Origin of the sequence: Paenibacillus polymyxa M1 (assembly GCF_000237325.1) — a bacterium.
Lineage (GTDB): Bacteria > Bacillota > Bacilli > Paenibacillales > Paenibacillaceae > Paenibacillus > Paenibacillus polymyxa_C.
Genome location: NC_017542.1, coordinates 1,849,710 through 1,865,971 on the forward strand (window position 1 = coordinate 1,849,710; position 16,262 = coordinate 1,865,971).

General features: G+C 45.2%; 15 protein-coding genes. 13 read left to right on the forward strand and 2 right to left on the reverse strand.

Annotated features, from left to right (window positions below):
* Positions 1-84: 84 nt before the first annotated feature.
* Positions 85-972 carry a LysR family transcriptional regulator gene (locus PPM_RS08255; protein WP_013370341.1) on the reverse strand — a complete coding sequence of 296 codons (888 nt, stop codon included), beginning with the start codon at positions 970-972 and terminating at the stop codon, positions 85-87.
* Between the two features lie 206 nt (positions 973-1,178).
* On the opposite strand from PPM_RS08255, the gene PPM_RS08260 reads away from it, so the two are divergent.
* From PPM_RS08260 to PPM_RS08290, 7 genes are all read left to right on the forward strand, one after another.
* Complete coding sequence (locus tag PPM_RS08260) at positions 1,179-2,102, forward strand: phosphate ABC transporter substrate-binding protein (protein WP_013370342.1); 924 nt, start codon at positions 1,179-1,181, stop codon at positions 2,100-2,102.
* A gap of 105 nt (positions 2,103-2,207) precedes the next feature.
* Positions 2,208-3,140, forward strand: coding sequence for a phosphate ABC transporter permease subunit PstC (gene pstC, locus PPM_RS08265; RefSeq protein ID WP_013370343.1), 933 nt, complete (start codon positions 2,208-2,210; stop codon positions 3,138-3,140).
* Positions 3,140-4,036 (forward strand): phosphate ABC transporter permease PstA, encoded by an 897-nt coding sequence (gene pstA / locus PPM_RS08270; protein ID WP_013309592.1) that lies wholly within the window; start codon positions 3,140-3,142, stop codon positions 4,034-4,036. Before pstC ends, pstA begins: the two co-directional genes overlap by 1 nt.
* Before the next feature lie 16 nt (positions 4,037-4,052).
* Positions 4,053-4,895 carry a phosphate ABC transporter ATP-binding protein PstB gene (gene pstB / locus PPM_RS08275; protein ID WP_013370344.1) on the forward strand — a complete coding sequence of 281 codons (843 nt, stop codon included), beginning with the start codon at positions 4,053-4,055 and terminating at the stop codon, positions 4,893-4,895.
* A 210-nt stretch (positions 4,896-5,105) separates the two neighbouring features.
* Positions 5,106-6,314 carry a pectate lyase gene (pelA, locus tag PPM_RS08280; RefSeq protein WP_013370345.1) on the forward strand — a complete coding sequence of 403 codons (1,209 nt, stop codon included), beginning with the start codon at positions 5,106-5,108 and terminating at the stop codon, positions 6,312-6,314.
* Positions 6,315-6,450: 136 nt separating this feature from the next.
* The gene (locus tag PPM_RS08285) at positions 6,451-6,969 is read left to right on the forward strand and encodes an acyl-CoA thioesterase (protein ID WP_013370346.1); all 519 of its coding nucleotides are present in this window, start codon (positions 6,451-6,453) and stop codon (positions 6,967-6,969) included.
* A complete protein-coding gene (locus PPM_RS08290) occupies positions 6,966-7,364 on the forward strand; it encodes an FxsA family protein (protein ID WP_013370347.1) in 399 nt (132 codons plus the stop codon). Before PPM_RS08285 ends, PPM_RS08290 begins: the two co-directional genes overlap by 4 nt.
* 28 nt (positions 7,365-7,392) lie before the next feature.
* Here PPM_RS08290 and ytvI read toward each other — a convergent pair whose 3' ends face one another.
* Positions 7,393-8,511 carry a sporulation integral membrane protein YtvI gene (gene ytvI, locus PPM_RS08295; protein ID WP_013370348.1) on the reverse strand — a complete coding sequence of 373 codons (1,119 nt, stop codon included), beginning with the start codon at positions 8,509-8,511 and terminating at the stop codon, positions 7,393-7,395.
* A gap of 344 nt (positions 8,512-8,855) precedes the next feature.
* Here ytvI and citZ point away from each other — a divergent pair, with 344 nt between their 5' ends.
* The 6 genes from citZ (at position 8,856) to pnpS (ending at position 16,147) form a co-directional block, all read left to right on the forward strand.
* Positions 8,856-9,968: a citrate synthase gene (citZ, locus tag PPM_RS08300; protein WP_013370349.1), complete on the forward strand. Its 1,113-nt coding sequence runs from the start codon at positions 8,856-8,858 to the stop codon at positions 9,966-9,968.
* A gap of 147 nt (positions 9,969-10,115) precedes the next feature.
* The gene (gene icd / locus PPM_RS08305) at positions 10,116-11,411 is read left to right on the forward strand and encodes an NADP-dependent isocitrate dehydrogenase (RefSeq protein ID WP_013370350.1); all 1,296 of its coding nucleotides are present in this window, start codon (positions 10,116-10,118) and stop codon (positions 11,409-11,411) included.
* 16 nt (positions 11,412-11,427) lie between these two features.
* A complete protein-coding gene (gene mdh / locus PPM_RS08310; protein WP_013370351.1) occupies positions 11,428-12,369 on the forward strand; it encodes a malate dehydrogenase in 942 nt (313 codons plus the stop codon).
* A 354-nt stretch (positions 12,370-12,723) separates the two neighbouring features.
* Positions 12,724-13,140 carry a hypothetical protein gene (locus PPM_RS08315; protein ID WP_013370353.1) on the forward strand — a complete coding sequence of 139 codons (417 nt, stop codon included), beginning with the start codon at positions 12,724-12,726 and terminating at the stop codon, positions 13,138-13,140.
* Positions 13,141-13,353: 213 nt separating this feature from the next.
* Positions 13,354-14,223, forward strand: a complete 870-nt coding sequence (locus PPM_RS08320; RefSeq protein ID WP_025676257.1) for an SDR family oxidoreductase — start codon at positions 13,354-13,356, stop codon at positions 14,221-14,223.
* A gap of 121 nt (positions 14,224-14,344) precedes the next feature.
* Positions 14,345-16,147, forward strand: coding sequence for a two-component system histidine kinase PnpS (pnpS, locus tag PPM_RS08325; RefSeq protein ID WP_013370355.1), 1,803 nt, complete (start codon positions 14,345-14,347; stop codon positions 16,145-16,147).
* Positions 16,148-16,262: the final 115 nt, after the last annotated feature.

Consider the following 16,262-nt stretch of genomic DNA (forward strand, 5'->3'; position numbering starts at 1 on the left):
ACGAAGTAATACTGGGACGGAATCTACTCGTTACAGTAAGCAAAAGAGCATTCAGGTCAATAAGACCTGAATGCTCTTTTTTTGTTAGCTAGTTCTTATTCCTTCTCGTCGTATAAAATCAAGGAATGCCTGTTGCATCATGTTCTTATGTGTATCTTGTTGATACACGATGTTTATTTGATAATGGCTCTTTGTGCTGTCAGTTTCGGGATAAGGAAGCCATTCCACCGAGGGGATAGTATGATCCTCGCTACGAACTCCGCAGGCAGGAAAGAAGGCAAGCGCTTCTCCGCCACTAACCACTTGCTTTACTGCTTCCCAAGAGTTGATTTCCAGATGGGATTTAACTAGCGAGGAATAGGAATCTACAACGGATGCCCCGCTATATTTTACCCATATGTGTTTATCCAGCGTATCGGCCCCATTGATGTCCAGTGATTTGGATGTCTCTGCCGATGCAGAGCGGATAATTCCCACCTGATCTGAAGCCACTGGTTCTGCCACAGCATTCTCCAGAAGATATTCTCCATCGTCGAGAAAAGCAAAATCAACTTCTCCGTCTTTCAGTAGCTGCTTGATTACATCCGGAGATTGAATTTCTAACTGAATACGACATTCTGGATATTGCTGAGCAAAATCAGCCATGATAGTCGGGAGAAGATACATGCCCGAAATCGACTCTGCACCTAGACGTAGTTGGCCCTGTGATTGTTCTGTCATTTCATCTACAGCTTGTCTGGCTTCTTGCTCGAGAGAGAGAATCTGCTTTGCGTAAGGCAACATTTTTTTACCAGCCTCAGTTAGCATAATTCTGCCTTGTTGGAGAGAGAATAGGGTCGCACCCATTTCCTTTTCCAGACTTTTCATATGAAAGCTGACGGTGGGCTGTTTGATTTGCAAAGTTTCTGCCACCTCCGTCGCTTTATGGAATTTGTCGATCAGCACTAAGATGCGCAATTTTAAAATATTCATGGAATCGAACAATTCTCCTTACTTGTTATTTATGCGTGAATTCACACTATAGATTAATTGTATACCAAAAAACAATTTATCTATCAATATTTTATATTTGTTTTACAAAACCTAGTCGTTCGTCTAACATTCTAGGCCTACAATGTAAAAGTGTTGATGGTCATAAATAAAAAACCGTCACTTAACTAAGGGGAGGACAATAAAAAATGTTGAAAAAATGGCCGTTCATTCTGATGACTCTCACCATGGTATTTGCACTTGCAGCTTGCGGATCAGGTAACAATGCTGCACCACAAGGAGACGCTGCTGCAGGAACAGACAATAAAGCAGCTGCTGAACTGACAGGTAATATTCTGGCTGTTGGCTCCACTGCACTTCAACCATTGGTAGAGCAAGCGGGACAAAAATTTATGGCTGTCGATAAATATAAAGGCATTGCAGTTCAAGTGCAGGGTGGCGGTAGCGGTACTGGCTTGACTCAAGTATCCGGTGGACAAGCGGATATCGGTAACTCTGACGTGTTTGCAAAGGAGAAACTGGAGAGCGGCGCAGAAGAGTTGGTCGATCACCAAGTAGCTGTTGTAGCCATGTCAGCGGTAGCGAATCCTAAAGTAGGCGTAACAGACCTGAAGAAAGATCAACTGGTACAAATCTTCACAGGTAAAATTACGAACTGGAAAGAAGTTGGTGGTGCAGATCAAAAAATCGTGATCGTGAACCGTCCAAGCAGCTCCGGTACTCGTGCAACCTTTGAAAAATATGCGCTGGGACAAAAAACGGAAGATCTGCCAGGCTCCATTCAGGAAGATTCCTCTGGTACTGTGAAAAAGCTGATTGCTGAAACACCTGGTGCAATTGGTTACCTGGCTCTGTCCTACATCGACAACACAGTTACTGCTTTGAAGTATGACGGTGTGGAAGCTAACGTTGAAAATGTAGAACAAGGTAAATATCCAGTGTGGGCATATGAGCATATGTACACCAAGGGTGAACCAAAAGAACATGTAAAAGCATTCTTGGACTACATTCTGTCTGATGAAATCCAAAAAACAGACGTTGTAGACTTGGGATACATTCCGGTATCAGGTATGCAAGTGAAACGTGATGCTGACGGTAATATCACGAAATAAGGAGAGCGATCTCCTGTTCGGATGAACGCAGCTAACGCGAGTATATTCACGAAGAAGAGGCGGACTAGCGTCCGGCCTCTATTCTTCGGTTAAAGGAGTTACAGTATGGAACCAATTGAAGGGAAGGCATACATGGAACAGAATAAACGATCCCGAGTTATGAAAGAAAGACATTACTGGGAAGAATGGACCGGCCGCATCTATACGTCGGTTTGTGTCGTTTTTTTAGTTGCAGTCATTGTCTCCATCGTATATTTTGTTGCCTCCAAAGGTGTAGCTACATTTGCGGTGAATGGAGTCAGTCTGCGAGAATTTTTCTTTGGAACCAAATGGAGCCCGGATGGCGAGCCCAAGTCCTTCGGCGCGCTTCCGTTCATTACGGGTTCTTTTGCCGTAACCATATTAGCGGCCTTAATTGCCAGTCCGCTTAGCTTGTGTGCAGCTTTGTTTATGACGGAAATCGTGCCAAAATCGGGTAAACGTATCCTTCAGCCTGCCATTGAATTATTATCCGGCATTCCGTCGGTTGTCTATGGCTTTGTCGGCTTGACCGTAATCGTCCCACTGCTGAGAAACGTGTTTGGGGGACAAGGCATCGGTATTCTCGCAGGTTGCCTTGTGTTGTCAGTTATGATTTTACCGACAATTACGAGTATTATGGCGGATGCGTTGTCTTCTTTGCCGGGAGGGCTGCGTGAATCCTCTTATGCGTTGGGTGCTACCCGCTGGCAGACGATTGCCCGTGTTATTATTCCGACGTTGCTGCCTGCTCTTTTAACAGGAATTATTCTCGGTATGGCTCGTGCCTTCGGAGAAGCATTGGCTGTACAGATGGTTATCGGGAATGCTCCGCACATACCGCATTCCTTGCTGGAATCCGCTTCGACCTTGACCAGCGTCATTACACTTAGCATGGGCAACACAGCGATGGGCTCTGTTCATAACAATGCACTCTGGAGTATGGCGCTTGTTCTTCTGCTCATGACATTCATTTTCGTGCTGCTGGTTAGGCTGCTTGAAAGGAGAAACCGGGTTTGATGAAAGCTAAAACGACCGACAAGATCGCTACATTTGTAATCTGTTTCTTCGCCTTGTTCATTGTTGCACTTTTGGTGGGATTACTGGGCTTCATTTTGGCCCGCGGAGTTAGCCATATTTCTTTTGATTTTCTAACCAGTGCTCCGCAAACGTTACGTGCAGGTGGCGGCATTGGTCCGCAACTATTTAATTCTGTATTTTTGCTAATCTTAACTTTGATTATTACCATTCCAATTGGCTGGGGCGCCGGCATTTACATGGCGCAATATGCAAAGCCGGGGAAAATTACGGACTTCATACGACTTGTCGTTGAAGTATTGTCCTCGTTCCCGTCGATCGTCATTGGATTGTTTGGACTATTACTCATCGTAAATACGTTTGATTTTGGCTTTTCCCTCTTGTCAGGGGCTCTGGCTTTGGCCGTATTCAATCTGCCGCTGATGGTTCGCACAACGGAGCAGGCTTTCCGCGCTGTACCGAAGGAGCAAAAGGAAGCCGGACTTGCGCTTGGATTGTCCAAGTGGAAAATCATTACCTCCATTTTGTTGCCAGCTGCGCTGCCAAGCTTGATTACGGGTACCATCTTGGCCGCAGGCCGCATTTTCGGCGAAGCCGCCGCATTGCTGTTTACAGCAGGGATGAGTACGCCGCCGCTTGATTTTACCGATTGGAATCCATTGCATGCCAGATCGCCTATTAATCCGATGCGGCCTGCTGAAACATTGGCTGTTCATATTTGGAAGGTCAACAGTGAAGGTATTGCTCCTGACTCCAAAGATATCGCCGCAGGCGCTTCTGCGGTATTGGTGCTGCTGGTACTGGTCTTCAACTTGAGTGCAAGATGGTTCGGAAGAGTCGTTTACCGTCGGTTGACAGCTGCCAAACGAATGGATTAGAAAGGGGATGAGAACAATGGAACATGTGATTACACGAGCGGCAAAAACCGCCACACCAGCAACATCCGTTCAGTCTACGCGTTCAGAACAACTTGCGGGGCAAGCGCCACATCCGTTCAGTACTGAGGATTTGAGTATTTATTACGGAAGTTTTGAGGCCGTGAAAAAAGTAAACTTAGCTTTTCCAGAGCAGACCGTGACCGCCCTGATTGGGCCTTCCGGCTGTGGTAAATCGACTTTTTTGCGTTCCCTTAACCGAATGAATGATGAGATTGCGTCTTCATCGACAACGGGACATATTTGGATGGACGGACAGGATTTGACCGCGCCAGAGACGGACGTGATCAAGCTGCGTCAGCAAATTGGCATGGTGTGGCAGCGGCCTAACCCTTTTTACAAATCGATTTATAATAACATTGCCTTCGGTCCTAAATACCGGGGAGTGCGTAAAAAGAAGCAGCTTGATGAAATCGTCGAAAGCAGCCTGCGTAAGGCGGCATTATGGGATGAGGTCAAGGATCGTCTTCACGATTCCGCTCTTGCTCTGTCTGGCGGGCAACAGCAGCGGCTTTGTATTGCACGTGCACTTTCTGTCCAACCGAAAATTCTGTTGCTTGACGAGCCAGCTTCCGCGCTGGACCCTGTGTCTACAGGCAAGGTGGAAGAGCTTATTACCGAATTGAAAAAAGAACTGCGCATCGTTATTGTGACGCACAATATGCAGCAGGCTGCACGGATTTCCGATTATACGGCTTATTTTTATGTCGGAAGTTTGGTTGAACATGGGAAAACAAATGATATTTTCACCAATCCTGAAAACGAGTTGACTCAAGAATACATCATGGGTCGCTTTGGATAAGCCGTGCAGTTTGGCGACTTGTTATATATATGAAACATAAAAAAACATCTTACTAATCTAGTATTGGTAAGATGTTTTTTTTATGTTAGTTTAGTAAACTATTACATTTGTATATAATAAAATATATTGATTATTTGGTTATATTTTCATATAATACATGTGTTTAATAGTTCTTGTAATGCCACAATCCAATTAAAGGAGAGGTTTGCAATGAGATTTAACGTTAAAAAATCTGTCAAATGGATTGCTTTTTCTGGAATGGCTATTACCCTAACAACTGGACTTGTCAGCCCTTCATGGGCAGCAGCTGAGCAGAATTTGACTGATGCAGGTACGAGTGTTACCCAGGCCGTGTACAATGATGCAAACGTTTACAAAAATGCTGTTGTTCCATTGGCTAGTGTGAATGTGAGTAGTTTGCTGGACAAGTATCGTGATTTTAGTAAATTTTCTACAGGGAATACATCCAAGGACACTACGCTTGCCTTGAATATTGTATCGTGGCAATTGCCGCATGGTGGATTCTTCAAAGCGATGGAAAAAAATTATAAATCCAAATGGGATGGCAAGGCAGCTCGCTCTACATGGAAGAGCAAGGATGGTGTTGAACTCGGAACGTTTGATAACGAGGCCACGACAACCGAGATCCGCTTTTTAGCGGATGTATACAAAAAAACCAAAAACAAAGACATTAAGACCAGTGTACAAAAAGCAATTGATTTTGTATTAACCTCTCAATATTCCTCCGGTGCTTGGCCGCAGGTATATCCTAAACGTGGTAATTATTCTGATGCCGCAACCTACAACGATGATGCAATGGTTAGAGTGATGGTACTGGCAGATGACATTGTAAACAAAAGGCAGCCGTTTGATAGCGATATTCTTGACAATACATATCGCTCCAGACTTCAGCAGGCTCTGAATAAAGGCGTACAGTACACAATTAAAGCTCAAATTGTAAACAATGGCACACCGACAATTTGGGGAGCACAGCATGATCCGGTTACTTATGAATCTGTACCTGCGCGAGCATTCGAGCTTGCTTCCAAAACAACTACGGAATCGGTAGGCATTACAGCCTTCTTGATGTCTCAACCGCAGACGGCTGAGGTGAAAAAGGCTGCTCAGAGTGCCTTGAAATGGTTTGATATGAATCGGATCGACGGTATGAAATACAACCGTCAAGGTCCGGAGTTTTTCCAAAAGGATGCATCAAGCGTGATGTGGTATCGTTTCTACAATGTGGAGGACAATAAGTATTTCTTCTCAGACCGAGATGGCAAAAAGTATACGGACATCATGAAAATTAGTGAAGAAAGACGACTCGGTTACGCCTGGGCGGGAAGTCAAGCGAAGAGCTTACTGAAACTGGCTTCGGAAAGTGGATATTATAAACTGTCCAAGCCGTTGCCACAATAATAAAGCCATCATTGTAAATGCTTTGAGAGGGGGGGGCCGTATGGTTCGGCCCTCTTTTTGTTCCCAGGCGGTAAATATGGTTTAATGGAGAGAGGGCAAAATAGAGATAAAGATGCACAAAGATAGGAGAGCTTGTATGACTCAAGAGGAGAAACAAACGCAACTACGATGGTATGGCGCACCTCTACGTGTCCGTTATCAGGAAAGCGACCAGATGGGGGTCGTGTATCATGCGAATTATTTAAACTGGTTTGAGATCGGGCGTACGGAAATGATCCGGCAGGCAGGCTTTAACTACCGGAGTATGGAAGATCGGGGAGTTTTGCTGCCAGTTATTGAAATCAATGCGAAATATGCGAGTCCTGCTCGATATGATGATTTAGTTACTATTTATACCGCTATTACGGACTTCTCCAGACTACGTTTGAACTATACTTATGAGGTTCGACGGGTAACGGAGGAGGAGCACCAAAAGAATGTGGGAAAGGTATGGACAGAGGCTGACACGCTGCCGGGAGAACTGCTGGTCACAGGAACGACACGACATGTGTGGCTGAATACCGACTGGAAGCCCGTTCGGCTTGATCAGGCACTGCCTGAGTTGTACACTGCGTTAAGGTCTGCTTTTACAGGCGGGGAGGGACAGAAGTCATGATGATGCGTAAACGTCTGTGGCTGTTGCTGCTGCTCATTCCTTTAGCGGAGCTGTACGGGTTTATATGGGTAAGTCACTGGATTGGAGCGGGGAAAACTATTCTGCTCATTATTCTGACGACCTTGATTGGCGCTGCCATGATGCAATTTGAAGGCCGAAAGGTGATTGCCGATGCCAAAAATGAAATGAATCGGGGGCAAATGCCCGGCCGTAAAATGCTGGATGGATTATGTGTGTTTTTCGGCGGGAGCTTGCTGCTTATCCCTGGATTTATAACGGATATTATTGGTTTTACGTTGGTGTTTCCTTTAACACGAGTATTGTACCGACGTTTTTTATTAAAGTGGCTGGAGAAAAAAATGAAAAACGGCAGTATTACGTTTCGACGGTTTTGACTGAGCTGCCGTTATCCCCTATCTATGACTAACGGACTCTTCCAGCAAGAATATAGTTGCGCAAGTCCTGAATGACATTTGCGCGATTGAGTGCATCGAGGACGATGAGTGATACAGGCCCGATAATGAGTCCTAAAGCGCCAAACAGCTTGAGCCCGATGAACATACCGATGAGGGTGGGAAGCGGGTTCAATCCCACGCTGCTGGCCAGCACCTTAGGCTCCACGATCTGCCGTCCAATCAACAGGATGGCATATAGGATCGACAATCCAACCCCTAGTGCTAAATTCCCTGACATATACGCATACAGTATCCACGGAATCATCACAATGCCAACCCCTAAATAAGGTAACAAATCCACCAGCCCGATCATCAAACCGATAGTAAAGGCCGATTCCACACGCAAGATGAACAGCCCAATGATAACCGTTAATGCCGTAATGGAAATGATAATAAACTGTGCACGCAAATAGCCGTACAATGCTTTACGCAGATCGTGCCAAATATCTGACAATGGTTTGCGGATCGTATCTGGAACCGTATTCGAAAGTATCCGATAATGTCGATCCCAATCCTTACTAATAAAAAAGGCCGATAATACAATAACCATAAGCACAGCTCCCATATTAGGCAGAGAGGTTAGTAAATTCAAAACCCCATTAAAAAATTGACCAACTAGCGTAGTAACAGCCGAACTGACGGTTTGAGTCGTTTTATCAATATTGCTGTTGATGGTGTGTTGGTAATCGGGATTATCCCGAATAAAATGGTTGATTTCAATAATTATATTTTGGATCAAATCGCTTTGAGTCCAATCAATAAACAGGCTTTTAAAACGCTCGATATGCCCGTCAAAAGTCATGGCCAGCTTAATCACTTCTCGAACCATGCGGGTGATTGCAGCAGACAGGATGATTGCGATTCCGCCTAAATATACAAATAATGAGACCGTGACAGCTGCCCAACGCGGCATACGAGCCTTGTTATGCAAAAAAACGACCAGTGGGTTCATAGCATAGGCCACAAGCCAGGCGAATAGGAAAGGATAAACGAGAGGGAACAGCACATATATGCCCAGCAACAGAGCTACAATCACGATTACGACCCATAGAGCACGTAATATGCGATTCAGGATTAACCGGCTCAAGCGCTCACGACTCCTTTCTTTTCGATGGTGTCCCTTAAAATCAGTGCTCTACTATACTTATGCGGGGAGAGGGTAAGACAAGACCTATGTAAAAAAGTGCAAATGAGCTCATATTTTTTGTAAGGGGTTTCAAAAATTTCTTTATAGAAGCGATAAAACATTTGAATGTGTTGGAATAGCCCTCAATGTTCACATAAACGACAAAATCCAGTATAGTGAAAGAAGGTTTAAATATTGACATATGGCGTTAACATTACTCAGCTATTTAAAAGACATATCTTACTTTTGAAAATGTTTACATTGCAAGTCCGTTCACAATGTTTTTACAAAGGAGAGATGTAACGATGACGGCGACCAAAGGTCTGGAAGGGATCGTAGCGACCACTTCCTCCATAAGCTCTATCGTAGATGGCGTTCTCACGTACCGGGGTTATAACATTGATGATTTGGCTGTTAACGCCGATTTTGAAGAGGTAGCTTATTTGTTGTGGTTTGGAAAATTACCTGACCAAGAACAATTGCAAGAGCTTCGCAGCCAGTTAAGCGACTATGCTGCTATTCCGGATGAAATTATTACTCAATTAAAGTTATACCCGAAAGAATTGAGCACGATGGCTGCCTTGAGGTCAGCTGTATCGTCTCTTGCTTTGTATGACCCAGAGGCGGATGATATGTCAAGAGAGTCCAATGTGACTAAAACCGTCAAGCTTCAGGCGCAATTGCCCACAATTGTGGCAGCCATAGCACGTATACGCGAAGGCTTGGAACCAATTGCGCCTAAAAAAGGTGTTTCTATTGCTGAAAACTTTTTGTATCAGCTGACTGGCAGGGATCCGGAGGAGACGGCTATTAAAGCGTTCAATCAGGCTCTCGTGCTGCATGCCGATCATGAATTGAATGCTTCGACCTTTGCTGCGCGTGTTACGGTAGCCACTTTATCAGATATTTATTCCGGGATCACGTCTGCCATCGGGGCCTTAAAAGGACCGTTGCATGGTGGAGCCAATGAGGCTGTTGCCAAAACGTTGGAGGAGATTGGCGGTCTGGATCAGGTGGACTCCTATATTCAGGCCAAACTGGATAACCGCGAAAAAATTATGGGCTTCGGACATCGTGTCTATAAAAACGGTGATCCGCGTGCCAAGCATTTGCACAAAATGTCCCGCGAACTGGGAGAAATGAACGGCGACACTACGTTGTTTGATATGTCAGTTCGAATTGAAAGTATTGTAACAGGGCAAAAAGGCTTGAAACCGAATGTGGATTTTTATTCTGCTTCCGTATATACCCAGCTGGGTATTAAGAGGGATTTGTTTACTCCTATCTTTGCTATGAGCCGTGTATCGGGGTGGACTGCACATATTTTAGAGCAGTATGAAAATAACCGTTTGATTCGTCCTCGTGCCGAATACACAGGCCCAATGGATCAAAAATATGTGTCACCAGAGTTGCGCTAACCTTTGGAGGAAGATTGAGGTTGTATACCCTGAATTTAAAAAATAAGGTACAATAGAAGGGTCGGCGAGAGATGTAATTTTTTGTCTATGATAAAGATCATGTCTTTCGTCCTGTACCCATTCATATCTGAGGAGGAAAAGGAACTTATGGCGAAATTTGAAAAGTTTGAGCTCCCAACTGAAGGCGAAAAAATTACGATTGATAACGGTCAACTGCAGGTTCCAAACCATCCGGTCATTCCGTTTATCGAAGGTGACGGCACAGGTCGCGACATCTGGAAAGCTTCCAAGCGCGTACTGGACGCAGCTGTAGAAAAAGCATATAACGGCACGAAAAAGATTGCCTGGTATGAAGTATTCGCTGGTGAGAAAGCTTTCAATACATACGGCGAGTGGCTCCCTAACGATACGTTGGAAGCCATCCGTGAGTATATTGTAGCCATTAAAGGTCCACTTACGACACCTATTGGCGGTGGTATCCGTTCATTGAATGTGGCATTGCGCCAAGAACTGGATTTATACGTATGTCTGCGTCCTGTTCGTTACTTTAACGGTGTCCCGTCTCCAGTAAAACGTCCTGAGTTGGTGGACATGGTCATTTTCCGTGAGAACACAGAAGATATCTACGCAGGGATCGAATATGCCGAAGGGTCCGAAGACGTGAAAAAGGTGATTCAGTTCCTTCAGCAAGAGCTGGACGTGAATAAAATCCGTTTCCCTGAAACTTCAGGAATTGGGATCAAGCCAGTGTCTTCCGAGGGTTCAAAGCGTCTGGTACGGGCAGCTATTCAGTATGCTGTTGACCACGGACGCAAGAGTGTAACGCTCGTACACAAAGGTAACATTATGAAATTTACCGAAGGTGCCTTCAAGAACTGGGGCTATGAAGTAGCCGAGCAAGAATTTGCAGATAAAGTATTTACTTGGGCCCAGTATGATGTCATCAAGGAAAAAGAAGGTGAGGATGCGGCAAATGCAGCTCAAAAAGCAGCTGAAGATGCGGGCAAAATCATTATCAAGGATGCGATTGCTGATATTGCACTTCAGCAGGTGCTGACTCGTCCTTCTGAATTTGATGTCATTGCTACGCTGAACCTGAACGGGGACTATCTGTCCGATGCTCTTGCTGCTCAAGTTGGTGGAATTGGTATCGCGCCAGGTGCAAACATTAACTATGTAACCGGGCATGCTATCTTTGAAGCTACACATGGTACAGCTCCAAAATATGCTGACAAAGACGTAGTGAACCCAGGTTCCGTAATTCTGTCCGGCGTCATGCTGCTAGAACACTTGGGTTGGAAAGAAGCAGCTGACCTGATTTACAAAGGACTGGAGACGTCCATTAATAAGAAGATTGTAACTTATGACTTTGCCCGTCTGATGGATGGTGCTACACAGGTGAAATGCTCCGAGTTCGCGGATACCATTATTAGTAACCTGTAAGGAAGGGGAATACTACTTGACCATTCAACGCAAAAAAATATCCATTGTTGGCGCCGGTTTTACCGGTGCCACTACCGCATTGCTGCTGGCTCAAAAGGAGTTAGGTGATATCGTACTCATCGATATTCCGCAACTAGAGAATCCGACTAAAGGCAAAGCGCTTGATATTTTGGAAGCTGGTCCAGTGCAGGGATTTGACACCCAGATCATGGGCACTTCTAATTACGAGGATGCAGCCGACTCGGATATCGTCATTATTACAGCCGGGATCGCGCGCAAGCCGGGTATGAGCCGTGATGATTTGGTCAATACGAACGCAGGAATTGTAAAATCCGTATGTGAGAATGTGAAGAAGTATGCGCCCGATTCTATCGTCATTATTCTGAGTAATCCGGTCGATGCTATGACCTATACTGCATACCAAACGCTTGATTTCCCGAAAAATCGGGTTATTGGTCAATCAGGTGTGCTGGATACAGCCCGGTATTGTACCTTTATTGCACAGGAATTGAACGTTTCGGTTGAAGACGTGCGCGGCTTCGTTATGGGTGGTCACGGTGATGATATGGTGCCGCTCGTACGCTATTCCAGCGTGGGAGGTATACCTATCGAAAACCTGATTTCTCAGGAACGTATCAAGGCGATCGTACAACGTACACGAGTGGGCGGCGGAGAAATCGTTAACCTATTGGGTAATGGCAGCGCATATTATGCTCCGGCAGCTTCGCTTGCGCAAATGACAGAAGCGATTGTAAAAGATAAAAAACGGATTATTCCAGTCATTGCTTACCTGGAAGGAGAGTATGGCTATCAGGACTTGTTCCTCGGTGTGCCTACACTTCTTGGCGGTAATGGCATCGAAAAAGTGTTCGAGTTGGAATTGACAGCCGAAGAAAAAGCAGCGCTCGATGAATCCGCTGAAGCGGTTCGCAATGTGACTAAAATAGTCAACGTATAGATCCGATTTTCTACTAAAATAGTATACTTTTACTTGAAGAGGTGTCCCCTAGCCATCGTTATGGCTGCTGGCCACCTCTTTTATTTTTTAATAGTCTATTCTTTTTCTTCCTTTTCATTTAATATTGAAAATTTCAGTTTGGGTTTGTACCCTCCCCCCAAGCTGAAACTTTCCCCGTCCTATTCCTTTGCTTTGATCCACTTCCCCGGTATAATAGAGTTCATATGCACTAATAGTTACATAGAAAAGCATGTCCCAAAACATTGCAAAGATGCTAGTCATTCGTTGGAATATGATCGTTCTATGGAAAAAAAACAGTTTGTAAGAAAACAAAGAACTGGGAGGTTGTAAAAAATGTTTTTCATTCACATTATTGGATCACTGGCAATGGGCTTTTATTTATTGCTTCCCTTCGTCGTGGGCAAAATCGACAAATTGGCTCCAAGCGCGCAGGAAGGGACGATATCGGCTGTACAGCTATTGAACCGTCTGGCTCAATTTGCACTGATTCTTGTGCTTATTAGCGGCATCTATATGATCTTTGTTTGGGATTCTTATTCGGTAGCATGGATCGTTGTTGTGTTGGTGTTGTTTCTTGCCATTTCCGGTATCGCTGGTGCTATGGGTAAGCCATTACGCTTGTCATTGGAAGCGGTTCGCAACCAACAGCCGATTACGCAATACGCTGGTAAAATGCGGATGTTCAGCACGCTGCTGGCTGTCTTCATGATTCTAATTACGATTTTAATGGTATACAGCCATATTATTTAATGAACCATTTTAATCGGCCAATTAAATAATGACGAAGGCTAACGTTGAATAAAGCGGTCTGTGCAGAATAAGCACAGGCCGTTTTTTTGTGTGCTCATATAGCTAGTTTTTTCTTTTTTCGTTTAACCGATAAGTTTGTGTGGTAAATCAGGAGTAGAGTGGATGCAAATGTTGCATCCTAAAAAATATCTGATTTTGAAGGGAGAATGTATAATGGCTAAAAGCAACCAACCTCAGCAAACCTTGCCCCCACAGCATCAGGACCAGCAACCGGGGATTGAATCCAAAATGACGCCTGCACCTCAATTCGAAAAACCAACTTACAAAGCGGCTGGCAAGCTCACAGGCAAAGTTGCACTGATTACTGGTGGAGACAGTGGAATTGGGCGGGCTGTAGCTGTCACGTATGCCAAAGAAGGTGCGGACGTAGCTATCGTCTACTTGAATGAGCATAAGGATGCGGAAGAAACCAAGCGTCAAGTCGAACAGGAAGGACGCAAATGCGTGTTGATTCCTGGCGATATCGGAGATGACCAATTTGCCAAAAAAGCGGTGCAACAGACGGTGAACGAACTGGGCAAGCTCGACATTGTCGTGAACAATGCGGCCGAGCAGCATCCACAGCAAAAGCTGGAGGATATCACCAAAGAACAGTTGGAGCGCACGTTCCGTACGAATATCTTCGGTATGTTCTTCCTGACACAAGCGGCATTGCCGCATTTGAAGAAAGGGAGCGCGATCGTCAACACAACGTCGATTACCGCGTATGCTGGGAATAAGACACTCATTGATTATTCCTCCACCAAAGGGGCAATCACATCATTCACTCGTTCCCTTTCGCTCAATTTGGCGGATCAAGGTATTCGGGTGAACGCTGTAGCACCAGGACCGATCTGGACACCGTTAATCCCGTCTACCTTTGATGCAAAAACAGTGAGCGAATTTGGAGGAGCACAGCCTATGAAACGCCCAGGTCAGCCGGAAGAATTGGCGCCAGCTTATGTGTACCTTGCCTCAGACGATTCGTCTTATGTAAGCGGGCAGGTTATTCATATCAATGGCGGTGAAGTTGTAAACGGATAAGAGGATAAAGAAAAGGTTGGGGCAGTCTTTTGCTCCGGCCTTTTTTTCTTTTCACAGTGGAACATAATGCAGGTAGCCTGTAGAATGAGATTAACTTACATAAAAGGATGGGCAAATTTCTATGAAATCGTTTCGTTTCAGGCTTACCCTGATCATGCTGATTTTGATTGGCGTATCTGTCCTTGCTGCTGGAATTACTATGGGACAAATTTTCAAAAATTCGAATATGAAGGTGCTAGAGGAGAACATGGGTCGTGAGATCGACCTGCTTCGCGCTACTTTCCCATTTGTTAATGCTGATGCCCTATCCAGCACAGATTACGTCTCCTATTATTCTCAGAAGGCGAAGGAAATTGCCCATCTGACCGATTCGCGAGTGACCTTCATTCGTAAGGATGGAACGGTGGTGGGTGATTCGTTAAGCGATCCACGCAAGATGGAAAACCATGCATCGCGTGAAGAAATACGGCAAGCTACGTCGGAGGGAATCGGACGGACGATACGCTACAGTGAAACTTTGCAACGAAACATGCTATACGTCGCTGAGCCTGTTGTATCGGACAAGGGCTTTGACGGATATATCCGTTTGTCCATGAGTCTGAAAGCGGTGGAAGAGGGAATGCAGCGAGGCTGGACGGCCATCGGGATCGGTCTTGTGTTGCTGTTTATTGCTGCTGGACTGATGAGCTATCGTATTGCTCGCAGCCTCACCTCGCCCATTGAACATATTACAGGGGTAGCCAACCGCATTTCAGGACTAGATTATGACGCTAGGGTCGGTGTACAGCGCCGGGATGAGGTAGGACAACTGGGTGAAGCTATTAATCGTATGGCCGACAGTCTCCAAAACCAAATGAAAACGATACGTGACAATGAGGATCTCCTCCAGAGTGTCATGAGTAATATGACAGGCGGGATTCTGATGATTGATGCTCGTGAATGCATAGCGCTTGTCAACCGTGAGTCTGAGCGTATGCTCGGTGTCGTGGGTAAGCGGGTGACAGACAAGCCGTATCATGAGCTGAAGAAGCACTATGAGCTCACAAAGCTAATTGAGGGCAGTATACAAAGCCGAGAAAGGCTGCATGGTGAGGTGCATTTGTACAATCCTGAGGAACGACTCGTTTTGCTGGATGGTGTCCCTATGTATGAGGATGAAGGGGGATACCGGGGGATGCTGTTCTTGTTGCAGGATATTACAGCTATTCGACGGTTGGAAAATATGCGAAGCGAATTTGTGGCAAACGTATCCCATGAGCTAAAAACACCGATTGCCGCAGTCAAGGGTTTTGCCGAGACATTGCTTGGTGGCGGGGTTAAAGATGAGGAAACGGCCCGTTCCTTTTTGCAAATTATATATGACGAAAGTGAACGACTGAATCGACTGATCGGCGATATTCTGGAGCTTTCCAAAATCGAGTCCAAACGGTCCCCTCTGGATTGCTCTCCGATTCATATCTCATCATTCATAGAATCATTGCTGGAGAAACTGAATAATGTAGCTGCCAAAAAAAGAATTACGCTGCACATGGATATCCCGGATGAACTGTTTATGGAGGCAGATGAAGATAAGCTTCAGCAGATTTTCCTGAACCTTTTGTCTAATGGCATTAACTATACCCTTGATGGCGGCAAGGTAAAGATCAAGGTTATAACGTTACAACGGGACAATGACACGGAAAAGGTCGTATTTACAGTCAGTGATACGGGTATTGGGATACCGAAGAAGGACCTGCCACGTATCTTTGAGCGCTTTTACCGGGTGGACAAAGGACGCTCGCGCAACTCGGGCGGAACGGGACTGGGATTGTCCATCGTCAAGCACTTGGTCGATCTACATCATGGTACACTCTCAGTGGAAAGCGAGCTTGGTTTGGGTACCACGTTTACCGTTGAATTACCGTTATTGCAACAGGAAGAATGAACTATAATATTTTTTACATTGTGTTAACAATGCCGTGATAAAATAAACGGGTGTCGCATGAGTATGGAAAAGATTTCAGGATTTTGACCAATGCGCCTTTAACAGGTAAACAGGA